Here is a 21,902-nt window from a genome sequence, read left to right as displayed (position 1 = left end):
AACGCGGTGCCCCGCCCCGCCGTCGGGCGTCTCAGCCGCCGGAGGTGTCCAGTTCCGCTTCCTCGCCGACGCCCGCGCAGTCGTAGGGGTCCTTCAGCCAGCCGTCCGGGAGGACGACCCGGTTGTTGCCGGAGGTGCGCCCGCGGGGGCCGTCGGCGCCGGTGGGCCAGGGCTGGTCGAGGTCCAGTTCGTCGAGTCCGGCGCGGAGTTCCGCCAGGGAGGAGGTGATCGCCAGACGCCGCCGCATGTCGGAGCCGACGGCGAAGCCCTTGAGGTACCAGGCGACGTGCTTGCGGAAGTCGACGACGCCCTTGGACTCGTCGCCGATCCACTCGCCGAGGAGGGTGGCGTGCCGGACCATGACGTCGGCGACCTCGCGGAGGGAGGGCCGCGCGATGTCGTCCGTACGTCCCTCGAAGGCGGCGACCAGGTCCGCGAACAGCCACGGCCGGCCCAGGCAGCCGCGGCCCACGACCACCCCGTCGCACCCCGTCTCGCGCACCATCCGCAGCGCGTCCCCGGCCGACCAGATGTCGCCGTTGCCGAGGACGGGGATCTCCGGGACGTGCTCCTTCAGGCGGGCGATCGCCTCCCAGTCGGCGGTGCCGCCGTAGTGCTGGGCGGCGGTGCGGCCGTGCAGCGCGATGGCCGTGACGCCCTCCTCGACGGCGATGCGGCCGGCGTCGAGGTAGGTGATGTGGTCGTCGTCGATGCCCTTGCGCATCTTCATGGTGACGGGGAGGTCCCCGGCGCCGGCGACCGCCTCGCGCAGGATGGCGCGCAGCAGGTTGCGCTTGTAGGGGAGGGCGGAGCCGCCGCCCTTGCGGGTGACCTTCGGGACCGGGCAGCCGAAGTTCAGGTCGATGTGGTCGGCCAGGCCCTCGTCGGCGATCATGCGGACGGCCTTGCCGACGGTCGCCGGGTCCACGCCGTACAGCTGGATCGAGCGCGGCTTCTCGCTCGCGTCGAAGTGGATCAGCTGCATGGTCTTCTCGTTGCGCTCGACCAGCGCCCGGGTCGTGATCATCTCGCTCACGAACAGGCCCTTGCCCCCGCTGAACTCACGGCACAGGGTGCGGAAGGGCGCGTTGGTGATACCGGCCATGGGGGCGAGGACGACCGGCGGCCGGACGATGTGCGGGCCGATCCGCAGGGGGGAAACGGGCGTGGACATCCGCCCATTGTCACCCATCGACGGCCCTCATGTAACGGTCATTAGTTAGCCGCACTATCGAAGTCGGCGTACGATGACCTCATGCCCGAGCTGAGCCGGCGACGACGTCTCCTCGTCCTCGCGATCTGCTGCATGAGCCTGCTGATCGTGAGCCTCGACAACACGATCCTCAACGTCGCCCTTCCCGCGATGGAACGCGACCTGCACGCCGGCACCTCCGGTCTGCAGTGGACGATCGACGCCTACACCCTCGTCCTCGCCTCCCTGCTGATGCTCGCGGGGTCCACCGCCGACCGGATCGGCCGCAAGAAGGTCTTCCTCGCCGGTCTGGTCGTGTTCTCGCTCGGCTCCCTGCTCTGCTCGCTCGCCCCCGACCTCGAACTGCTGGTCGCGGCCCGCGCGGTGCAGGCCGTCGGCGGCTCGATGCTCAACCCGGTCGCCATGTCGATCATCACCAACACGTTCACGGACCCGCGCGAGCGGGCCCGCGCCATCGGCGTGTGGGGGGCGGTCGTCGGCATCTCCATGGCCGCCGGGCCCCTGATCGGCGGCCTGCTGGTGGAGTCCGTCGGCTGGCGCTCCGTCTTCTGGGTCAACCTGCCGGTCGGTCTCGCCGCCCTCCTGCTGACGCTGCGCCACGTCCCCGAGTCCCGCGCCCCGAAGGCCCGCCGCCCCGACCCGGTCGGCCAGCTCCTGGTCATCGCCTTGTTCGGCTCCCTGACGTACGCGATCATCGAGGCGCCCGAGGCCGGGCTCGGCACCAGCCTGCCCTTCGCCGCGGTCGCCCTCGCCGCCCTGGTCGGGCTCCTGCGCTACGAGCCCCGTCGCGACGAACCCCTCATCGACCTGCGGTTCTTCCGGTCGGCGCCGTTCAGCGGGGCGACCGTGATCGCGATCAGCGCCTTCGCCGGACTCGGCGGGTTCCTGTTCCTGTCCACGCTCTACCTCCAGAACGTCCGCGGCCTCGACGCCCTCCACGCCGGTCTGTGGATGCTGCCGATGGCCCTCCCCACCTTCCTGTGCGCCCCGCTGTCCGGGCGGCTCGTCGGCAGCCGGGGGCCACGGGTGCCCCTGCTGATCGCCGGCCTCGCGATGACCGCGAGCGGCGTGCTGTTCGCCGCGTTCGACGCGGAGACCTCCGACACCACGCTGTTCCTCGGGTACGTGCTGTTCGGCATCGGCTTCGGCTTCGTGAACGCGCCGATCACGAACACGGCGGTCTCGGGGATGCCCCGCGCCCAGGCCGGGGTCGCCGCCGCCGTCGCCTCCACCAGCCGGCAGCTCGGCCAGACGCTGGGCGTCGCGGTGGTCGGCGCGGTCCTGGCGACCGGCGTGAGCGCCTCGGCGTACCGCGACACCTTCGTCTCCGCCTCCGTCCCCGGCTGGTGGATCCTCACGGGCTGCGGACTCGTCGTCCTCGTCCTGGGGGCCGTCACCACCGGAGCGTGGGCACGGGGGACGGCGGAGCGGACCGCGCGGCGGCTGGCGGCCCCGGAGGTCCGGGAAACGACGGGCGTCAGCGCCTGAGCACGCTCCCGGCGGTCCCGGCGGACGGCGGCTCCGGGGCGGGGACACCCCGAGCCCGTGGACGGACCCGGCACCGTGCTCCTCGCCGCCGCCCCCTGCGCCGACACGACGGCAGCGCCCGGACCCCGGACAATGGGAAGTGCCGGCGTGCGGTCATCCCGGCGGCGCCCGCCGTCGGCCGTGCGGCTCTGCGCCGCCGCGGGAGGCGCGTCATGACCATCCGTATCGGCACCTTCAACGCGGAGAACCTCTTCCGCCGCCCCAGGGCCTTCGCCCTGGAGAGCGACGTCCAGCGCGACAAGGTCCTCGCCGACTTCGGCGACCTGGTGGCACTCCTGGAGAAGGACAGTTACTCGGACGACGACAAGGACCGGATCCTCGCGATCGTCCAGGAGCACCACGCCCTCGACTCCGCGCCGGACAGCCCCCGGCCGTTCTTCGTCAACGAGCTGAAGGGGACGGGCGGCAGGCTCTTCGACGAGGACCCCACCCTCACGATCGCGGCCGCGGGCCGCGGGGACTGGGCCGGGTGGGCCCAGCTCGTGCGCGACGACCTCGGCTGGCCGGCCGTCCAGAACACCGGCCGCGTGGTGGCCGAGGTGAACGCGGACATCCTGCTCATGGTGGAGGTCGAGGACCGCCTCGCCCTGGAACGCTTCAACGAGAACGTCCTCGGCGAGACCCTGGGGCACCAGCCGTACCCCTTCAACCTGCTGATCGACGGCAACGACCCCCGCGGCATCGACGTGGGCATCCTCAGCCGCCACCCGATCACCTCGGTGCGGTCGCACCTCTTCGACCCCGGGCAGGGCGGCCGACGGCTCTTCAGCCGGGACTGCCCCGAGTTCGAGATGGACCTGGACGGCACGCCCCTGTGGATCCTGGGCAACCACCTCAAGAGCAAGCGGGGCGGCGGCGGTGGACTCCGCGCCCGCCAGGCCCTGCGCGTCCGGGAGATCTACGAGGCCGCCCTCACGCGGTCGGACCACGTCGTCGTCGCCGGCGACCTCAACGACTTCATGGCCAGCGCCCCGGTCAGGACGCTGCTGGACGCCGGCCTGAAGGACGTGATGACGCATCCCGGCTACACGGGAGACCCCGGCACCCACGGACCGGGCACGCAGGACGAGGAGAAGATCGACTACCTCCTGCTCCCGCCGGGGCTGTTCGACCGCGTCGAGCACGTCGAGGTGGAACGGCGGGGCATCTGGGCCCCGAAGACCTTCAAGTCGTTCCAGACGGTCACGTCGAGGGCGACCCAGGCCTCCGACCACGCGGCGCTGTACGCGGACCTGGACCTCTGAGACACGGCGGCCCCGCACCCCGGGAAGGGGGTGCGGGGCCGGTGCCGGCGGGTCGGCGGTCGATCGGAGTCAGCGGGTCAGCAGCCGACCAGACGGCCGGCCAGGTAGCCCTCGATCTGGTCGAGGGAGACGCGCTCCTGCTTCATCGTGTCCCGCTCGCGGACGGTGACCGCGTTGTCGTCCAGCGTGTCGAAGTCGACGGTGACGCAGTACGGCGTACCGATCTCGTCCTGACGGCGGTAGCGGCGGCCGATCGCGCCGGCGTCGTCGAAGTCGATGTTCCAGTTCTGCCGCAGCGCCTGGGCCAGGCCCTTGGCCTTGGGCGACAGCTCCGGGTTGCGCGACAGCGGCAGCACGGCGACCTTCACCGGGGCGAGGCGGTGGTCGAGGCGCAGCACCGTGCGCTTCTCCAGCTTGCCCTTGGCGTTGGGCGCCTCGTCCTCGACGTAGGCGTCGAGCAGGAACGCCAGCATCGCGCGGCCGACACCGGCCGCGGGCTCGATGACGTACGGCGTCCAGCGCTCGCCGGCCTCCTGGTCGAAGTAGGAGAGGTCCTGGCCGGAGGCCTTGGCGTGGGCGCCGAGGTCGTAGTCGGTGCGGTTGGCGACGCCCTCCAGCTCACCCCACTCGTTGCCGCCGAACTGGAAGCGGTACTCGATGTCGGCGGTGCGCTTGGAGTAGTGGGAGAGCTTCTCCTTCGGGTGCTCGTACCACCGCATGTTCTCCTCGCGCAGGCCGAGACCGGTGTACCAGTTCCAGCGCTGCTCCATCCAGTACTCCTGCCACTGCTCGTCCTCGCCCGGCTTGACGAAGAACTCCATCTCCATCTGCTCGAACTCGCGCGTGCGGAAGATGAAGTTGCCGGGCGTGATCTCGTTGCGGAAGGACTTGCCCATCTGGGCGATTCCGAACGGCGGCTTGCGGCGGGAAGTGGTCTGCACCTGGGCGAAGTTGGTGAAGATGCCCTGGGCGGTCTCGGGGCGCAGGTAGGCGATGGAGCCGGTGTCCTGCGTGGGGCCGAGGTGGGTGGAGAGCAGGCCCGAGAACTGCTTGGGCTCGGTGAACTGGCCCTTGTTGCCGCAGTTCGGGCAGTTCACGTCCGCCAGGCCGTTCTCCGGCAGGCGCTTGTGCTTGGCCTCGTAGGCCTCCTCCAGGTGGTCCGCGCGGAACCGCTTGTGGCAGGAGGTGCACTCGGTGAGCGGGTCGGAGAAGGTGGCGACGTGGCCGGAGGCGACCCAGACCTCGGGGGCCAGGATGACGGACGAGTCGATGCCGACCACGTCCTCGCGCGACGTCACCATGTAGCGCCACCACTGGCGCTTCAGGTTCTCCTTGAGCTCGACACCCAGCGGTCCGTAGTCCCAGGCGGCACGCTGGCCGCCGTAGATCTCACTACAGGGGAATACGAAGCCACGGCGCTTGCTCAGGCTGACGATGGTGTCGATCTTGTCGGCGGCCACGGTGCTCTCTTCATAACGACGACGGGCGACGAAGCGAGATGCTTCCAGCGAATTGACCCAGGGTACCGGCGGGGCCTCCCCCTCGGCCAAATCGGTACCCCTCCAAGCCCCCGCGGACGGCGGCGGACCCGGCGGCGGGACTTCCCCCCGGGCGCCCGCGCCGGCCGCCGCCCACGACTTTGTTGACAACGGTTTCCATATTTGTTGAAAATGACTGTCATGAACGTACGACGACACCACATATCCGGGATGGCCCTCGCGGCCGTCACCGCCCTCGGCCTCGGCACCCTCTCCGCCTGCTCGTCCGACAGCGCGGCCGCCGGCGGCACCGAGAAGTTCGACGTCGTCGCGTCGTTCTACCCGATGGCCTTCCTCGCCGAGCGGATCGGCGGCGACCACGTGGAGGTCACCAGCCTGACCGAGCCCGGCCAGGAACCGCACGACCTGGAGATCAGCGCGCGGCAGCGCGCCCAGCTGGAGGAGTCCGACGCGGCCCTCTTCCTCAAGGGCCTGCAGCCCTCGGTCGACGAGGCCGTCACGCAGTCCGGGATCAGGACGAAGATCGACGCCGCGACCCTCACCACGCTGGAGGAGCACGGCGACGAGGTCGGCGGCCACGCCGACGAGCACGCCGGCGAACACACCGACGAGGACGGGCACGAGCACGAGGAGACCGGCGGCAAGGACCCCCACGTCTGGCTCGACCCGGTGAAGTACGCCGAGGTCGCCGAGGGCGTCGGCAAGGCCTTCGAGAAGGCCGACCCCGACCACGCGGCCGACTACAGGAAGAACACCGCCGCCCTGGTCGCCGACCTCGGCGCCCTGGACACCGAGTTCGAGAACGGCCTGGCCGCCGCCGGGTCCAAGGTCTTCATCACCACGCACGCCGCCTTCGGCTACCTCGCCGAGCGCTACGGCCTGACCGAGGAGGCCATCAGCGGCCTCGACCCCGAGTCGGAGCCCAGCGCCGCGCGCGTCAAGGAGCTTGAGAAGATGGCGAAGGCGGACGGCGTCACCACCGTGTTCTACGAGACGCTCGTCAGCGACAAGACCGCCAGGACCGTGGCGCAGGACGCGAACCTGAGGACGGACGTCCTCGACCCGGTCGAGGGCATCACCGACAAGTCCCGCGGGACCGACTACTTCGCGGTCCAGAGGGCGAACCTCAAGGCCCTGCAGAAGGCCCTGGGAACCGCATGAGCTTCACGGAGGGCGTGATGGACACCAAGAGCGAGCCCGTCATATCGCTGCGCGGTGTCCGCGCCGAACTGGGCTCGCGCCCGGTCCTGCGCGGCATCGACCTCACCGTGCACCGCGGTGAGGTCGTCGCCCTGCTCGGCGCCAACGGCTCCGGCAAGTCGACCGCGGTGCGCAGCGTCATCGGCCAGGTGCCGATCGGCGCCGGGCGCATCGAGCTGTTCGGCACCGACCGGCGGCGGTTCCGGGACTGGCCGCGCCTCGGCTACGTGCCCCAGCGCACCACGGCCGCGGGCGGCGTCCCGGCGACCGTCACCGAGGTCGTCTCCTCCGGGCGCCTGTCCCGGGCCCGCTTCGGCTTCCTGCGCAAGGCCGACCACGAGGCCGTACGCCGTGCGCTGGACCTCGTCGGCATGGCCGACCGTGCCGGGGACTCCGTCGACGCCCTCTCCGGCGGCCAGCACCAGCGGGTGCTGATCGCCCGCGCGCTCGCCGCCGAACCCGAACTGCTGATCATGGACGAGCCGATGGCGGGCGTCGACCTGGCCAGCCAGGAGGTCCTGGCCGCCACCCTGCGCGAGCAGGTCGCCCAGGGCACCACCGTCCTGCTCGTCCTGCACGAACTGGGCCCCCTGGAGCCCCTCATCGACCGGGCCGTCGTCCTGCGCGACGGCTGCGTCACGCACGACGGGCCGCCGCCCCGGGCGCTCGGCCAGCACGCGCTGCCCGGTCACGACCACGTACACCCGCACGCTCCGGCGGGCACCGAACCGATCCGCACGGGACTGCTGAGCTGATGGAACTCCTCGACTACGCCTTCATGCAGCGGGCGCTGCTCGCCGCCGTCCTGGTCGGCATCACCGCCCCCGCCGTCGGCATCTACCTCGTCCAGCGCCGCCAGGCCCTCATGGGCGACGGCATCGGCCACGTCGCGATGACCGGCGTCGGCCTCGGCTTCCTGCTGTCGTGGTCCCCGGTCTGGATGGCCACCGCCGTCTCCGTCCTCGGCGCGGTCCTCATGGAGCTGATCCGCTGGTACGGCAGGACCCGCGGCGACATCGCCCTCGCCATGCTCTTCTACGGCGGCATGGCCGGCGGCGTGATGTTCATCAACCTCGCGCCGACCGGCTCCAACGCCAACCTGACGTCGTACCTCTTCGGCTCGCTGTCGACGGTGTCGGAGTCGGACGTGACCGCGATCTGCGCCCTGGCGGCCTTCGTGGTCCTCGTCACCGTCGGGCTGCGCCGGCAGCTGTTCGCGGTCAGCCAGGACGAGGAGTTCGCGCGGGTCACCGGACTGCCGGTGCGCGCCCTGAACCTGCTGACGGCCGTCACCGCGGCGGTCACCGTCACCGTCGCCATGCGGGTCGTCGGCCTGCTGCTGGTGTCGGCGCTGATGGTGGTGCCGGTGGCGGCGGCCCAGCAGCTCAGCCGCAGTTTCGCGGCGACCTTCGCGATCGCCGTCGCGATCGGCGTCGGCGTGACGATCGGCGGCACGGTCACCTCGTACTACCAGGACGTCCCGCCCGGCGCGACGATCGTGCTGCTCACCATCGGCGCGTTCCTCGTGCTGACCGCCCTGGCCGCCCCGCTGGCCCGGCGCCGCGCCCGCGCGGCCGCCGCCGCGCGACCCGCCGGCGACCCGGCGGAGTGCGCGATTCCGGCCGGCCGCACGAGCGGCGACGGAGCCGGAGTCTGACCGGGCGCGGCCCGGGCTGGCACAATGGCCCGGCACAGCGTGACGCGAGGAGGCAACGGTGACGACCGCTGGATCGCCCGTGAAGGGCCGGGCCACCCGGCAGCGTGCCGCCGTGGCGGCGGCGCTCGACGAGGTCGAGGAGTTCCGCAGCGCTCAGGAACTCCACGACATGCTCAAGCACAAGGGCGACTCCGTCGGGCTGACCACGGTCTACCGCACCCTGCAGACCCTCGCCGACGCCGGCGAGGTCGACGTGCTGCGCACCTCCGACGGCGAGTCCGTCTACCGCCGCTGCTCCACCGGCGAGCACCACCACCACCTCGTCTGCCGCGCCTGCGGCAAGGCGGTCGAGGTCGAGGGGCCCGCGGTGGAGAAGTGGGCGGAGGCCATCGCCGCGGAACACGGGTTCGTGAACGTGGCCCACACGGTGGAGATCTTCGGCACCTGCGCGGAGTGCGCCGCGGGCTGAGCGGGCTCCTGGCGCCGGTGGGTCACGGGGTCGCCCGGGGGCTCTGCCCCCGGCCCCCCTTCTCCGGTCCGGACGGCCTCGTCCTCAGACGCCGGACGGGCCGTCCTCCTCCTGCCGGCCCTCCATCGCCAGGAGCTCCTCGTTCGGGATCGCGCCGCCGAAGCGGCGGTCCCGGGAGGCGAACTCCAGGCAGGCCCGCCACAGGTCGCGGCGGTCGAAGTCGGGCCACAGGACGTCCTGGAAGACCATCTCCGCGTAGGCGCTCTGCCACAGCAGGTAGTTGGACGTGCGCTGCTCGCCGCTCGGGCGCAGGAACAGGTCCACGTCCGGCATGTCCGGGTAGTACATGTACTTCTGCAGGGTCTTCTCGTTGACCTTCGACGGGTCGAGCCGGCCCGCCCGCACGTCCTCCGCGAGGGCCTGCGCCGCGTCGGCGATCTCCGCGCGTCCGCCGTAGTTCATGCAGAAGTACAGCGTGAGGCGGTCGTTGTCCTTCGTCTGCTCCTGCGCGATCTGGAGCTCCTTGGCGACCGACCTCCACAGCTTGGGCATCCGGCCCACCCAGCGCACCCGGATGCCCAGCTCGTCGAGCTGGTCGCGGGACTTGCGGATGAAGTCGCGGTTGAAGTTCATCAGGAAGCGGACCTCTTCGGGCGAGCGCTTCCAGTTCTCGGTGGAGAAGGCGTACAGGGAGATGTTGCGCACGCCGATCTCGACGCCGCCCTGGAGGACGTCCAGCACCCGCTCGGCACCCACCTTGTGGCCCTCGGTGCGCGGCAGGCCCCGCTCCTTGGCCCAGCGGCCGTTGCCGTCCATGACGATCGCCACGTGCTCGGGGACCAGCTCGCCGGGGAGCTTCGGCGCGCGGGCGCCGGACGGGTGCGGCTCCGGCGCCTTGTACTCCCGACGCTGCCGCCCCAGGAACCCGCGTACGGCCATGTGCTTCTCGTCTCCTCTTGCGTTTCGGCTTGCTTCTACTTCTCGACGTACCGCAGGGAGCGCAGACCGCGCTCCAGGTGCCAGTGCAGGTAGGCGGACACCAGCCCGTTGCCCTCCCTGACGTACCGGGCCTCGCAGGCGTCCGCGGTCTCCCAGTCTCCCGTGAGCAGCGCCGCCAGCAGTGCGAGGGCCTGCGGCGAGGGTACGACGCTGCCGGGCACCCGGCAGTCGACGCAGACGGAGCCGCCGGAGGCGACGGAGAAGAACCGGTTGGGGCCGGGCATGCCGCACTTCGCGCAGTCGCCGAAGCTGGGCGCGTAGCCGTTGACGGCGAGGGAACGCAGCAGGAAGGCGTCCAGGACCAGGTGGGGGGCGTGCTCGCCGCGGGCGAGGGTGCGCAGGGCGCCGACGAGCAGCAGGTACTGCTGCACGGCCGGTTCGCCCTCGTGGTCGGTGAACCGCTCGGCGGTCTCCAGCATGGCCGTGCCGGCGGTGTAGCGGGCGTAGTCGGTGACGATGCCGCCGCCGTACGGGGCGATGGTCTCGCTCTGCGTGCAGAGCGGGAGCCCGCGCCCGATCAGTTCACCGCCCCGCGCGAAGAACTGCACGTCCACGTGCGAGAACGGCTCCAGCCGGGCCCCGAACTTGGACTTGGTCCGCCGCACCCCGCGGGCGACGGCCCGCACCCGGCCGTGGCCGCGCGTGAGCAGCGTGATGATGCGGTCGGCCTCGCCGAGTTTCTGGGTGCGCAGCACGACGCCGTCGTCCCTGAACAGACTCACCGCGCACCTCCCCGGAACGGAGTCATGCCCCCATTCTCGCCCACGCGGCGGGAGCGGTGCGCCGCCGGCGGGAAGGCGGCCCGTGCAACCGTGCGGCGGGAGGGGGCGTCCGTGACGGAAGGGGCCCCCGCGACCGCAGGGGTTTCCCGACCGGTCACCGACGGACGGAGAGAACGATCTCAGGCTCGACGAACCGCCGTACTCTGCTCACCACCGCGGGTGCCGTCACCGCGGCCTCCCTGCTGGGCGCCGGCCCGGCGCGGGCCGCCGACGGCACCGGCGGCGCCACCGCCCGGCTGCGCGCCCTGGAGGAGGCGCACGGCGCCCGCCTCGGCGTCTTCGCGCACAACGTGCGCACCGGGCGCACCGTGCGCCACCGCGCCGGCGAACGCTTCCCGGTCTGCTCCCTCTTCAAGGTCCTCGCGGTCGCCGCCGTGCTGCGCGACCTGGACCACGACGGCGAGGTCCTGGCCCGCCGCATCCACTACACCGGCGACGACGTGGTGGAGAACTCGCCCGTCACCGAACTGCACGTGCCCGACGGCATGACCGTGGCCGAGCTGTGCGACGCGGCGATCCGGCGCAGCGACAACACGGCCGCCAACCTGCTGATGCGCGAGCTGGGCGGCCCGGACGGCCCGGCCGCCGTCACCCGCTTCGCCCGGTCGATCGGGGACCGGGTCACCCGGCTCGACCGGTGGGAGCCGGACCTGAACTCGGCCGAGCCGTGGCGGGTGACGGACACCACGACCCCGTACGCGATCGGCCGCTCCTACGCCCGGCTGGTGCTGGGCGACGCGCTGGCGACCGGAGACCGGCGACGGCTGACGGACTGGATGCTCGCCAACCGCACCAGCGACAACCGCTTCCGGGCGGGCCTGCCGCCCACCTGGACGCTCGCGGACAAGACCGGCGGCGGCTGGTACGGCGCCAACAACGACGCCGGGATCGCCTGGACGCCCGACGGCGCGCCCGTCGTGCTGGTCGTGCAGGTCACGATGCCGGACCGGAAGGCTGCCTACGACCACGGCCTGATCGTCGAGACGGCGGAGCTGCTGGCGGCGACCCTCGGCTGAGGCACCGCCGACGCCCCGGAGGCGGGCCCGGACGGCACGTCAGTCGCCGTCCGGGTCGGCCCCCGGGGTCAGCACCGGCACGGTGTCGGGCGTGCCGTTCGGGGAGAGCTCCGCGGAGGCGTCCCACAGCTGGTCGAAGCGCCGGATCAGCGGCTGGACCTCGTCGGCGCGGGCGTTCACCGTGGTCGAGGAGTTCACGCTGAGCTGGTCGGCGTGGATCTCGTACGACAGCGCCCCGTCGAAGACGATCCAGTCGATCATCTTGCCGCGCCGCAGATGGGCCGGGAGCTGGTCCAGGACCACCACCCGGACCTGGATGCCGATCTGGCGCTGTTCCTCGCAGATGGGGGCCAGCGCGGAGCGCTCCTGGGGTTCCTTGACGATGAACAGCCGCCGCACGGTGACGCCCCGTTCGGTGATCGCCTCGCGCTGGGCGGTGAGGTAGCGGCTCGCGGGTTCGCTGGACCAGAAGCCGTCGTCGACGACGCTGGTGCTGATGGCGTCGATGCCGCGCCTGGTGCACTTGGTCAGCGTCATCAGCCAGTCGTGGTTCTCGCCCGGCGTCTCGGCGGTGAGGTTGGTGAGGTCCTCCATCTGCGCGGCGAGGCGGTTGATCTCCTCGTGCGCGAACTCGTGCAGGATGTCGGGTCCCATGGAGACGACCTTGGTGGCGTGTTCGGCGAGCCGGGGCACCCCGTCGCCGCGCAGTTTCTCCACCTCGTTGAAGAGTTTGGTGGCCTCGCCTATGTCGGCGAAGCGCTTCTCCACGACGTCCTTCAGTTCGCTGAGCTGGTTCACGAAGGACGCCATGAACTGCACGATCAGGACCGTGCCGCCGCACAGCACGGACAGGACGAGCTGCCAGGGACCCTCCTCCTTCGGCAGCATGACGTTGGTGAGGACGTAGACCACCCCGCCCACCACCACGGTGACCAGGAGTTTCAGCGTGAGCTGACGTGCGCTGTCGTTGTCGGGCCGCTGCCGGCCGCTTCGGACGTACGCGTTCGTCGGTGCGCTCATCTCTCTTTCTCCCCCCGTTGGGATCATGCGTCGGGTCGTGCGTCGGGTCGTGCCGGGGATCGTGCTCGGACGGTCGCCGTGTCCTCGGCGGTGGTGCCGCGCGGTGCCGCCGTCAGGACGGGGTCAGCGCGTCGCTCCGGGTGAGGAGACGCACGGCGAGCTGGTCCCGGATGCGCTGGGCCAGGCTCGTCCACTGTCTGCTGAACCCCGGTGTCTCCTCCAGCGCCTGCCACAGGGCGTTCAGGCCGCGGTCGACGCGGGCCTGCGGCATCCACAGGTGCAGCAGGTGGTCGACGAGCGGGCGGAGCACCTTCAGCGCGGCCCGGTCGTCGTCGGAGCCGAGCCGCAGGCCGTCGAGCTTGTCGGCGACCGTGGTGAGCAGCCAGTCGTGCAGGGCGAGGTCCTCGCAGAGCGCGGCCGCCGCGGCGGGCGGGGTCCCGCGGGGCAGCCGCAGTTCGACGACCCGCCGGCCGTCGTCGGCGACGGTGAAGCGCGGGGCGGCCGCCTCGCCGTCGGCGGCCGGCAGGGCGGCCCAGCGCAGGCTGGTGTCGGTGGTGTTGAGCGGGGTGTCGTGGTCGAGGAGCCGGTGCTGCCGGGAGATCCGGGCGAGGAGGCTCTCGGCGATCGAGCCGACGTCCAGTTCGTCCTGCCGGTGGCCGGTCAGGAAGCCCTCGGCCACGGTCGGCGCGGAGAGCTTGCCGACGGGGACGAGGACGCCGGGGCGCACCAGGTAGTAGCCCCAGGGCTGCCGCCGGTCGGGGCCGTCGGCGGGGACGGAGAAGTGGGCGGCGGCCTGCAGGACCCGGCCCTCGACGAGGGCGGCGCGGGCGGTCACCGTGCCGACGGCGCGGACCCTGGCACCGCCCGCGGTGGGCAGCCGGCAGTCGACGCCGGTGAGGACGTCCGGGGAGACGGCGTGCCGGTTGGGGCGCCGGGAGAGCCGGACGCGTTCGTCGGCGCGCAGCCGCAGCAGTTCTCCGGCGGCCCGCTCGTCGACGGCCTCGCGGGTGGGCAGCAGGCAGGTGCGGACCTCGCCGCAGGCGAGGACCGGCTCCGTGGACTCCTGCGGGCCGCTCATGTCACAGCCCCGGCGGGAAGACGTAGGAGGTGCGGTCCACGACGCCCGTGGGGACGGGCCGGCCCTCGGCTGCGGACCGCTCGGCGACCTGCCGTAACGCCTCGGACTCGACGTGGACCTGGTCGAGGACGACGCGGACGGCGTGCTCGACGGGCAGGAAGCGGGCCGGGAGGATGCTGCAGGTGGCGTACGCGGTGAAGGGCGCGGCCAGGGGGTTGAGGCGCACCACCGGCGGCAGGGCGTCCCAGTCGGCGGGGAACTCCTTGTCGCCCCAGGGCTCGGGGGTCAGCACGGCCCGGCCGTCGTGGCGCAGCAGGCCGAGCCGGACGAGTTGCCAGACGGAGGCGAGGAAGGCGCAGGACCAGAGGCGTTCGTCCTCGGGTCCGCTCCACAGTTCGACGTCGACGAAGACGGAGTGGCCGCGGGCGCCGGTCTCGCCGGGCGGCTCCCACACCGTGCCGGTGGCGTCCAGGGCGGCGGAGGTGCGGTGCGAGGGGGTGCGCCGGCCGTTGGTGAGCCAGCCGGAGCGGCTGACGGGCGGGCGGAAGCCGTTGCTGCCGGGCGGCGGGGACTCCACCAGCCGGTGCAGGACGGACTCGGCGAGTCCGGCGCGGTCGCGGTGACCGGGTTCGGCGACGGCGCAGCCGGACTCGCGGGCCAGGTAGTCGATGCTCAGCCCGGCCTCCGCGGCGGCCGCCAGCAGGGGCGGTACGAGTTCGGCGGGGGTGGACAGCCGGCTGAAGTAGTCGTCGACGAGGAAGCAGGTGCTGATCCGCGGCCGGGTGCCGGCCGGCAGGGGGCCGACGCAGGCGCGGGCGGCGTCCACCCAGGGCCGTACGGCGGCGAAGTGGCGGCGCAGCCGGGCGGGGCCCTCGGCGAAGTCCTCCATGTACAGGTGGCCGAGTTCCAGGGAGAGGTGGGAGAACGGCACGGACGCGGTGCGCGGCTGTGCGCTGGTCTCCCGGAAGACGGTTTCCGGCCCGGTCACAGTTGCCCCCAGTGCTTGTCCTCGGTCAGGCGCTGGGCGAGTTCGCCCATCTTCTGCCAGGTCTCCACGTTGGCGATCCGCCGGTCGTGCACGTCCTCGTCGGTGATGAGCCGCTCCTGCCACTGCAGGACGGGTTCCAGCGGAATGGACGACAGGACGCGGGTCTTGCCGATGCCGAGGCCGGCCGCGGTCTCCTCCAGCAGGGTGTCGCACTGCCGCATCCACGCGTACTGCGCGGGTGAGACCTGGGACCACATCGGCGAGTCGAGATCGGGTACGGCGGCGCGGACGAAGCGGATCGAGGCGGAAAGCGCGTCGGTGTCGTGGCCCATCGCGACGCCGGCCTTCACAATGCCCTGTTTCCCGTACACGAGTTCGGCGGCGGCCATGACGTGCTGGCGGGTCCAGCGGTGATAGACGAGCCAGCGCGTTTTCAGGCGGCCGAGTCCGCCGCGGGGTGAGGTGGCGGCGAGAGCGAGGTCCATCGCATAACTGCGTCCGGCGCTCAAGTCCACGATGATGACGTCGAATTCGCGTTTCAGTCGCAGGACGAGATCGACGCAGCGGTGCAGGTTCTCCTCGTCGGTGACGAATTCTCCGCCGGTGCGGTCGCCGGGCAGCAGGACGAGCCGTCCCGAGCCGCCGGGCCGGCTGCGCAGCACGGGGTGCTCGGTGCGCGACCAGACGTCGACGCGCAGGGGTTCACCGGTCTTGCCCTTGAGGTAGGAGTGCAGGCCGCGCTCCTCGGCCTCGGAGAGGACGTCGGGCAGGTCGAAGACGGCGGCCGCGGTGGGCGAGCCGAAGTCGAAGTCCAGGTAGCAGACGTCGTCCCCGTCCAGCGCGCGGTGGTAGGCGAGGTTGGCGCTGGTCACGGACCGGCCGGTGCCCCCCTTGTCGGAGGCGGCGAACACGAGCACGCTCACACCCCCTGGTGGCCGAAGCCGCCGCGGGCCCGGGAGAGGGTGTCCAGCCGGCCGAGGACGCCGAGGGCCAGCGCGTAGGCCGTGCCGGGCTGTTCGTCGACGAGCAGGCGGGCGCGGCGCAGGTCGGCCTCGATGCCCTTGATCTCCTCGCCCTGGGGGCTCTTGGGGGCGGGCGCGGGCTGCTGCATCTGCTCCTTGCCGAAGAGGTGCGCCGACTCGCTGATCAACGCCCTGGCCAGCAGGGAGAGTTCGGCACTGCGGATGGGCGGCTGGTCGTAGAGGCCGTGCGCGGCGACCATGCACTCGGTGACCCGCTCGGTCATGCTCCAGGACACCGGGCCCTGGCGTTCGGGGGACTCGGGGTAGACGGCGTGCACGTTGTCCCAGAGTCCGACGCCCCGTCCCTCGCCGATGCGGCGCTGCCAGAGGTGGTCGAGGATGTCCTCGGCGAGCCGCAGCAGGCGGTCCTGGGAGGCGATGTTGCGGGACAGCGAGCAGAGCTGGATGGTCCGTTTGAGCAGCTGGGCGGAGAAATCGGTCATCGTCCACTTCATGGGCGGGCCGACGGCCCCGCTGCCCAGCAGGGGCAGGGTGACACCGGGGTTGTGCAGGCCGACCGCGGCGTCGTCGCGGGTCATGCCGCTGGTGATCCGGCCGCGTTCGGCGAGGCGTTCCATGACGGCGACGGTGCGGGTGAGGTCGTCGTCGGTGGCGCGGCGGCGCACCAGGTCGTGGACGAGGATGGAGGCGACGGAGAGGGAGAAGTACTCCGACTCCAGTTGCTGGAGCGTGGTGCGCCAGGGGATCTGCTCCAGCGGCCAGGCGCCGTCGCCGAAGCGGGCGACGGCCGACCAGTACTGCTGGGTGATCTCCCAGCGCAGTCGCAGCGCGTCGGCGAGCTTCTGCTGTTCGGCGGTGAGCAGGCCGAGGACGAGGGTGCGCTCGGAGAACAGGTCGGGGATGCCGTCGAGGGCGACCACGGTGAAGTACAGGTAGGGCGTGGGGTGGGCGACGCCGGCGGGCTGTTTGCCGATGGCCTCGGCGGTCGCCGGCTCCACGTCGACGTCGGGCGCGCCCTTCACCAGGCTCCACGCCCAGCCGCACTCGAAGAGGCGGTTCTCGTTGCGCAGCGCGTCGGTGACGTCGGTGTCGAGACCGAGGGTGACGCTCTCGCTGATGACGGCGCGCAGGGCCTTGAAGCGGTCCTGGAAGCGCTGGAGGACCTGCCGTTCGGAGAGCCGGCCCTGGCCGAGGAGCCGGGTGAGGGACTGCCCCTGGTCGGAGGCGACGTCGACGACGTTGACGGTGAAGGAGCGCAGCAGGCTGACCATGGCGGCGGTGAGCCGGGCGCTGGTGGCGTCCCGGAGCCGGTCGATCTGCCGCAGCGTGCTCGTCCGCTGGGTCTTGCCCCGGTAGACCTTGAGGAAGCCGAGGGTGGCGAGGCAGAGGGTGACGGACATGGAGTAGCTGTCGACCACCCCCAGGTCCCGCTGTTCCTTGGTGAGTTCCTGCTGCGGGTTCTCGGCGGCGAAGTAGTGGCCGCCGGAGAAGGTGGGGTTCTCCTCGCCGCGGTGCTTCTCCATGAAGTCGGCGAGGACCTTGACCAGGTTCTCGGGGATCTCGCTGGAGTCGCCCGCGGTCCTCAGCGACCGTTCCACGTCCCGCTGGGTGGTGTCGGGGTCGTCGAGGCGGAAGGCGGTGATCTCGGTGGCCGGGTACAGCAGGCAGAGCAGCCGCTCGGCGTCGGCGACGCTGCTCAGTCCGCCCGACTCCCCCCACTCCCACGCACCGTCGTCGAAGGAGTGGCGGGCGACCGCCTGCCACACCTCGAGCAGGTTCTGTCTCGGCTTGATCTGCATGCCCATTCCCCTCGCACAGGCCCGTCACCGCACGGTCCACCCGTCCACCCCGTCGTGGAACCGCGGGACGTCACTTTTTCCTTCGCCGGCCGCAGGCCAGAATCATTCCGGTGTATCCGTGGCGCACCAATTGCTTCGGGTTGTCGAGGCAGGAGATCTTCATGCCCGCTTCGGCGTACGGGGTGAGAACGGTGCGCACTTCCACCTCGTCGATATCGCGGGCCGGGAACTCCTGCGCGCCCACGCGATATCCCTCGGAATGCTCCATGAAAGCGGCGGCGAAAGGCGCGCCGGGTTTCAGGGCCTTCATGAAACAGCCCACGCCCCGCCGGAATTCCTCGAGCGAGGTGGTGATGGATTCCGCGACGAAGAACATGGTGCCGATGTCCCAGGCGGGTTTTTCGGCACAGAGGTCGAAGAGACTGCCCGGCCTGGGGGCGCGGACGGCTTCCCGGAACCGCTTCCTGGGGTCGGCGCCGAGACCCGCGTAGGCCGCGCCCTCGCCGTGCGCGCCGGTCGTGAGGACCTCCCAGAACTGGTCCCAGTTGGCGTCGTAGCCGGAGAGCTGGCCGCGGAGGTGGTCGAGGTTCCGCTCGGACCGCTCCAGGAGCGTGATCCGGCCACACCAGGGGAGCATCGCCAGGGCCGGATAGAGATTGGGCCCCGCGCCCACGTCGATACCGGCGCCGCCGCGACCGCCGTGCTTCTCGAAGTGATCATTGAAGTGATCTCGGACCCGGATGAGGATCGCCCTGTCCACGGGCTGGATCTCCAGGTAATTGCGCTTGATGTACTCGTCGGGATCGAAGTCGTCCCAGGGCACATCGGCATTCAGCTTTTCGGTGGCGGTGGGCGATCCCGAGGTCATTGGTTCAGCCTAGCAGGACGACGCACTCTTGAAGGAGTGCGTGCATCAGGCAATGATGGACGGTCGGGTATGCATATCGGACAAGAGCGAGCACGCGTGCCATTCATTTCGTCGATCCTTCACAAGGGGACTGAATGACTCCTCTTCCCCAGGTTCCCGGGGTCCCCCGGGTGCCCCGAGACCGTTCCCGGCCGGCCGCCGGTCCGGCCGTGGGCCAGGCGCCCCAGGAGGGGCGGTCACGGATCAGAGCGGCCACGGAGGAGGACCTCCCCCGTGTCGTCCGGCTCGACGAGGAGGCCTTCCCGACCGCGCCGTACCCCTACTTCGTGCTGCGTCAGCTGCTGGCGTCGTTCCCGGACTTCGTGTTCGTCGTGGACCTGGGCGAGGACCTCGGCGGATACGTGCTGTCGACGCCGCCGGACGCGGCGCGCAGCTGGATCCTCAGCCTCGGCATCTCCCCACCGCTGCAACGCCAGGGACTGGGACGGCAGTTGATGACCCGGATCCTCGGCCACCTCCGCGGCCGGGGCGTGCGCCTCGTCACGCTCTCGGTGGAGCCGCGCAACGACACGGCGATCGCGCTGTACCGGTCCCTGGGGTTCGCCCCGGACCCCGACGGGCCCCGGCCGGACTACTTCGGCCCCGGTGAGGACCGCCTCCTCATGACGCTCGTCCTGTGAACGCCGTGAGCCCGGCGAACCGCCGCACGTAGCGTCGCTGCCAGGGCGTCTCCACGGCACGCCGGTCGTAGTGCCGGCGCACGAACTCCACCGCCCCGGCGGCCGGCACGCCGTCCAGCACCGCCAGGCAGGCGAGCGCCGTCCCCGTACGGCCGCGCCCGCCGCCGCAGGCGACCTCCAGCCTCTCCCCGGCCGCCCGCCGCCACGCCTCGATGAGCGCCGCGCGGGCGTCGGCGCGGTCGGCGGGCAGCCGGAAGTCGGGCCAGTGGATCCGGCGCGCCTCCCACGGCACCGCCGGCGGCTCGCCGCCGAGCAGGTAGAGGCCGTACGTGGGGACCGGCGCCGCCGGGTCGAGGGGCCGGCGCAGTCCGCGGCCGCGCACCAGCCGCCCGGAGGGCAGCCGGAGCACGCCGGGCAGTTCCGTCGGCCAGGGCTCCTGTCGCGTCTGCACGATCCCATTCGAACCCGGTCCCGCCGGCCGGGCAACCGATTCGGGGCGAACGGTGGTCCAGAGGGCGAGGAGGGTGCTTGATGCAGGCCGAACACGAGGCCCAGTTCCAGGAGTTCGTCAGAGCGCGCTGGTCGCGGCTGGTGCGGACCGCGTATCTGCTCACGGGCGACGTGCACCACGCGGAGGACCTGACGCAGACCGCTCTGGCGAAGGCCTACCGGTCGTGGCGGCGGATAGCCCGCAGCGACAACCCGGAGGCCTACGTCCGGCGGATGCTGGTCAGCTGCAACAGCGACCGGTTCCGCAAGCGGCGGGTGGCCGAGGCGCTGACCGCGACGCCGCCCGAGCGGGCGGGGCGCGACGAGGCCGTCAAACGGGTGGAGGAGCGCGGCTCCCTGCTCGACGGGCTGGCCCGGCTGCCCGCCAGGCAGCGGGCGGTGGTGGTCCTGCGGTACTGGGAGGACCTGTCCGAGGCGGAGGTGGCCGAGGCGCTCGGCTGCTCGCCGGGCACGGTCAAGAGCCAGGCCTCCAAGGGGCTGGCGAAGTTGCGGACGCATCCGGGTCTGGTGCACGAGGACCGCGCGGTGACGGGGCGGGGAGGCGGAAAGTGAACGACGGGACGGCCGACGAACGGGATTTCGACGAACGGGACTTCGAGGAGCGGGTGCGGGAACTGCTCGCGCAGGACGCCCGCACGGTCCGGCCTTCGCCCGCGCCCTGGCCGGAGATCCGGCGGCGCGGTGCGGTGGAGCGGCGCCGGCGTGCCGTGGTGGCGGGGGCGGCGTTGATGACGCTGGCCGCCGTGCCGACGGGGGTGTACGCCGTGGCCGGGGGGAACGGGGGGCGGGGCGCCGACACGGCGGCACCGGGGCCGACGGCCGGCGCCCCGCACACCCTCACCGCGTCACCGGCCCCGCGGCCGAGCGCGTCGCCGGCCGGTACGGGCCGGCTGCTGGACGGGGTGACGTCCGGGCAGGCCGCGGACGGCCTGCGCGATTGCCTCGCGTACGACGACGCGATGCCGTCGGGCGGGCTGGAGAAGGACTACCTCGGTGCGGCCGGGGACTACCGGATCCTGCTGGCGATGCGCAGCACCGGCGACACCAACACGCCCGGCGACGGTTTCTTCGTCGTCGCGGTCAAGGAGAAGACCGATGTCCGGTTGATCTGCACGGTCAAGAACGGGGAGGTGACCGGCATCAACGTCGGCTCGCCCGACTCCGGCCCCACCGGCCCGGTCGTCCCCGACATCAACGGCGGCAAGCTGTACCAGCAGTCGTTCCTGGACAAGGGCCGCTGGAAACTCCCCTTCCGCTGGGGGGTCGTCGGCACGGTCGAGCCCTCGGTGGCCGAGGTGACCGTCTCCTACGGCGGCGGCGACGTCACGGCGACCCTGGACGGGGGCTGGTTCGTCGCGGCCGGCGTCCTCGACCGGCAGGTGACGCGGGCCCCGCACATCAAGGGCTACGACGGCGCCGGCACGCTGGTCTACGACTCCGACCGGGACGGCTCGTACGACAGGAAACTCCCGTAGGGGGCGGGCGCCGGCCCCTGACGGGACCGGCGCCCGCCGTCCCCGGCGTCACCGTTCCCGACGCGTACGCCACGGTGACGAGCCGCGCCCGGTCGGCCCAGCGGGTGGCCGCGGGGGCCGCGTCGTTCCCGCGGGAGCGTCAGGAGGGTGTGCGGGCCGCGGCCAGGAGGCGGGTGACGTCGTCCGCGCGGAGGGTGAGGGCCGTGCCGACGGTGGCGAGGACCTCGCGTTCGGCGGGGGTGTAGGGGCCGTCGGCGAGGGCGATGCGGGCGCCCTGGAGGAGGAGGGACTCGCGGCCGGCGGGGGCGAGGTGCGGGGCGAGCGGGTCGAGGGCCTCGTGCAGCTCTATGGCCAGGCCGGGGGCGCAGGGTTCGCCGTGGACGCGGCCGGTGTCGGCGGCGAGGGCGTCGACGAGGGCGGCGAGCTGCTCGCGGGTGCAGTCCGGGAAGCCGGCCGCGCGCACCGCGACCGCCGCCGTCTCCAGGGACGTACGGGCGCAGGGGCCGCTCGCCGAGAGGACCGCGAGGGCGACGGTGTGGACGGCGTCGCGGAGCATCGCGGAGAAGCGGGTGGTGGTGGGGTGGTCGAGGGCGTCGGTGCCGAAGTGGCCGCGGCAGGCGGCGCATTCCACGACGGGGCCGGTCTCGCCGCGCGGCAGCACGGGTACGCCCAGCAGGGTGAAGCGGCGCCGGCCGGTGAGCCGCTGGTAGTTGCGGTCGCCGCCGCAGCCGGGGCAGAAGAACTCGCCGTCGCCGACGGGGGTCCAGGCGGTGCGGTGGCCCAGCACGCGGGCAAGCCCGGTGGCACGGCCGTCTCGTCCCCGTTCTGGCAGCACGTCGCACCTCCGTAACCGCGCGGCAACATCGCCGCGCGC

The 21,902-nt window shown here is 72.1% G+C and carries 22 protein-coding genes; 10 read left to right on the top strand and 12 right to left on the bottom strand.

Annotated features, from left to right (window positions below):
* Nucleotides 1-31: 31 nt before the first annotated feature.
* Nucleotides 32-1,174, bottom strand: a complete 1,143-nt coding sequence (dusB, locus tag ACZ5FU_RS17215) for a tRNA dihydrouridine synthase DusB (protein WP_468836022.1) — start codon at nucleotides 1,172-1,174, stop codon at nucleotides 32-34.
* 81 nt (nucleotides 1,175-1,255) lie between these two features.
* Here dusB and ACZ5FU_RS17210 point away from each other — a divergent pair, with 81 nt between their 5' ends.
* Both ACZ5FU_RS17210 and ACZ5FU_RS17205 read left to right on the top strand, forming a co-directional pair.
* Entirely contained in the window at nucleotides 1,256-2,701 is a 1,446-nt protein-coding gene (locus ACZ5FU_RS17210; RefSeq protein WP_469045499.1) for an MFS transporter, read from the top strand.
* A 212-nt stretch (nucleotides 2,702-2,913) separates the two neighbouring features.
* Nucleotides 2,914-4,005, top strand: a complete 1,092-nt coding sequence (locus ACZ5FU_RS17205; protein ID WP_468836026.1) for an endonuclease/exonuclease/phosphatase family protein — start codon at nucleotides 2,914-2,916, stop codon at nucleotides 4,003-4,005.
* Nucleotides 4,006-4,082: 77 nt separating this feature from the next.
* Here the strand turns inward: ACZ5FU_RS17205 and ACZ5FU_RS17200 are convergent, their stop codons facing one another.
* Nucleotides 4,083-5,465 carry a glycine--tRNA ligase gene (locus tag ACZ5FU_RS17200; RefSeq protein ID WP_451530118.1) on the bottom strand — a complete coding sequence of 461 codons (1,383 nt, stop codon included), beginning with the start codon at nucleotides 5,463-5,465 and terminating at the stop codon, nucleotides 4,083-4,085.
* 219 nt (nucleotides 5,466-5,684) lie between these two features.
* On the opposite strand from ACZ5FU_RS17200, the gene ACZ5FU_RS17195 reads away from it, so the two are divergent.
* From ACZ5FU_RS17195 to ACZ5FU_RS17180, 4 genes are read left to right on the top strand one after another with little or no spacing between them, the layout of a single operon-like run.
* Nucleotides 5,685-6,665, top strand: coding sequence for a metal ABC transporter substrate-binding protein (locus ACZ5FU_RS17195; protein WP_469045498.1), 981 nt, complete (start codon nucleotides 5,685-5,687; stop codon nucleotides 6,663-6,665).
* Nucleotides 6,662-7,459 (top strand): metal ABC transporter ATP-binding protein, encoded by a 798-nt coding sequence (locus ACZ5FU_RS17190; protein WP_451530120.1) that lies wholly within the window; start codon nucleotides 6,662-6,664, stop codon nucleotides 7,457-7,459. Before ACZ5FU_RS17195 ends, ACZ5FU_RS17190 begins: the two co-directional genes overlap by 4 nt.
* The gene (locus ACZ5FU_RS17185) at nucleotides 7,459-8,361 is read left to right on the top strand and encodes a metal ABC transporter permease (protein WP_451530121.1); all 903 of its coding nucleotides are present in this window, start codon (nucleotides 7,459-7,461) and stop codon (nucleotides 8,359-8,361) included. The genes ACZ5FU_RS17190 and ACZ5FU_RS17185 overlap by 1 nt, the downstream gene beginning before the upstream one ends.
* 58 nt (nucleotides 8,362-8,419) lie before the next feature.
* Entirely contained in the window at nucleotides 8,420-8,830 is a 411-nt protein-coding gene (locus ACZ5FU_RS17180) for a Fur family transcriptional regulator (RefSeq protein ID WP_451530122.1), read from the top strand.
* Nucleotides 8,831-8,914: 84 nt separating this feature from the next.
* Here the strand turns inward: ACZ5FU_RS17180 and ACZ5FU_RS17175 are convergent, their stop codons facing one another.
* Both ACZ5FU_RS17175 and recO read right to left on the bottom strand, forming a co-directional pair.
* Nucleotides 8,915-9,769, bottom strand: a complete 855-nt coding sequence (locus ACZ5FU_RS17175; RefSeq protein ID WP_451530123.1) for an isoprenyl transferase — start codon at nucleotides 9,767-9,769, stop codon at nucleotides 8,915-8,917.
* Between the two features lie 35 nt (nucleotides 9,770-9,804).
* Entirely contained in the window at nucleotides 9,805-10,551 is a 747-nt protein-coding gene (recO, locus tag ACZ5FU_RS17170; RefSeq protein WP_451530124.1) for a DNA repair protein RecO, read from the bottom strand.
* Between the two features lie 176 nt (nucleotides 10,552-10,727).
* Here recO and bla point away from each other — a divergent pair, with 176 nt between their 5' ends.
* Nucleotides 10,728-11,627: a class A beta-lactamase gene (bla, locus tag ACZ5FU_RS17165; protein ID WP_451530139.1), complete on the top strand. Its 900-nt coding sequence runs from the start codon at nucleotides 10,728-10,730 to the stop codon at nucleotides 11,625-11,627.
* A 39-nt stretch (nucleotides 11,628-11,666) separates the two neighbouring features.
* Here bla and ACZ5FU_RS17160 read toward each other — a convergent pair whose 3' ends face one another.
* The 6 genes from ACZ5FU_RS17160 to ACZ5FU_RS17135 form a co-directional block, all read right to left on the bottom strand.
* The gene (locus tag ACZ5FU_RS17160) at nucleotides 11,667-12,647 is read right to left on the bottom strand and encodes a DUF6879 family protein (RefSeq protein WP_469045497.1); all 981 of its coding nucleotides are present in this window, start codon (nucleotides 12,645-12,647) and stop codon (nucleotides 11,667-11,669) included.
* Between the two features lie 112 nt (nucleotides 12,648-12,759).
* Nucleotides 12,760-13,725 carry an SCO2521 family protein gene (locus ACZ5FU_RS17155; RefSeq protein WP_451776227.1) on the bottom strand — a complete coding sequence of 322 codons (966 nt, stop codon included), beginning with the start codon at nucleotides 13,723-13,725 and terminating at the stop codon, nucleotides 12,760-12,762.
* Nucleotide 13,726: 1 nt separating this feature from the next.
* Nucleotides 13,727-14,713 (bottom strand): SCO2522 family protein, encoded by a 987-nt coding sequence (locus ACZ5FU_RS17150; RefSeq protein ID WP_469045496.1) that lies wholly within the window; start codon nucleotides 14,711-14,713, stop codon nucleotides 13,727-13,729.
* Entirely contained in the window at nucleotides 14,710-15,630 is a 921-nt protein-coding gene (locus ACZ5FU_RS17145) for an SCO2523 family variant P-loop protein (RefSeq protein ID WP_451530140.1), read from the bottom strand. Before ACZ5FU_RS17145 ends, ACZ5FU_RS17150 begins: the two co-directional genes overlap by 4 nt.
* Nucleotides 15,631-15,632: 2 nt before the next feature.
* Nucleotides 15,633-17,495 carry an SCO2524 family protein gene (locus ACZ5FU_RS17140; protein WP_469045495.1) on the bottom strand — a complete coding sequence of 621 codons (1,863 nt, stop codon included), beginning with the start codon at nucleotides 17,493-17,495 and terminating at the stop codon, nucleotides 15,633-15,635.
* A 70-nt stretch (nucleotides 17,496-17,565) separates the two neighbouring features.
* Nucleotides 17,566-18,363 carry an SCO2525 family SAM-dependent methyltransferase gene (locus ACZ5FU_RS17135; RefSeq protein WP_451530129.1) on the bottom strand — a complete coding sequence of 266 codons (798 nt, stop codon included), beginning with the start codon at nucleotides 18,361-18,363 and terminating at the stop codon, nucleotides 17,566-17,568.
* Nucleotides 18,364-18,572: 209 nt separating this feature from the next.
* Here ACZ5FU_RS17135 and ACZ5FU_RS17130 point away from each other — a divergent pair, with 209 nt between their 5' ends.
* The gene (locus ACZ5FU_RS17130) at nucleotides 18,573-19,043 is read left to right on the top strand and encodes a GNAT family N-acetyltransferase (protein ID WP_451530130.1); all 471 of its coding nucleotides are present in this window, start codon (nucleotides 18,573-18,575) and stop codon (nucleotides 19,041-19,043) included.
* On the opposite strand, the gene ACZ5FU_RS17125 is transcribed toward ACZ5FU_RS17130, so the two are convergent.
* Nucleotides 19,024-19,497, bottom strand: a complete 474-nt coding sequence (locus tag ACZ5FU_RS17125; RefSeq protein WP_451530141.1) for a phosphatase domain-containing protein — start codon at nucleotides 19,495-19,497, stop codon at nucleotides 19,024-19,026. The two genes, ACZ5FU_RS17130 and ACZ5FU_RS17125, sit on opposite strands and share 20 nt — an antisense overlap.
* Nucleotides 19,498-19,574: 77 nt before the next feature.
* On the opposite strand from ACZ5FU_RS17125, the gene ACZ5FU_RS17120 reads away from it, so the two are divergent.
* Complete coding sequence (locus ACZ5FU_RS17120; protein ID WP_451530131.1) at nucleotides 19,575-20,105, top strand: SigE family RNA polymerase sigma factor; 531 nt, start codon at nucleotides 19,575-19,577, stop codon at nucleotides 20,103-20,105.
* Nucleotides 20,102-21,028, top strand: coding sequence for a hypothetical protein (locus ACZ5FU_RS17115; RefSeq protein WP_451530132.1), 927 nt, complete (start codon nucleotides 20,102-20,104; stop codon nucleotides 21,026-21,028). The genes ACZ5FU_RS17120 and ACZ5FU_RS17115 overlap by 4 nt, the downstream gene beginning before the upstream one ends.
* Before the next feature lie 139 nt (nucleotides 21,029-21,167).
* Here the strand turns inward: ACZ5FU_RS17115 and ACZ5FU_RS17110 are convergent, their stop codons facing one another.
* Nucleotides 21,168-21,863, bottom strand: coding sequence for a TerB family tellurite resistance protein (locus ACZ5FU_RS17110; RefSeq protein ID WP_451530133.1), 696 nt, complete (start codon nucleotides 21,861-21,863; stop codon nucleotides 21,168-21,170).
* Nucleotides 21,864-21,902: the final 39 nt, after the last annotated feature.

Source organism: Streptomyces sp. NPDC031554 (assembly GCF_055580685.1).
This window is presented reverse-complemented; position numbering and strand designations above follow the sequence as displayed.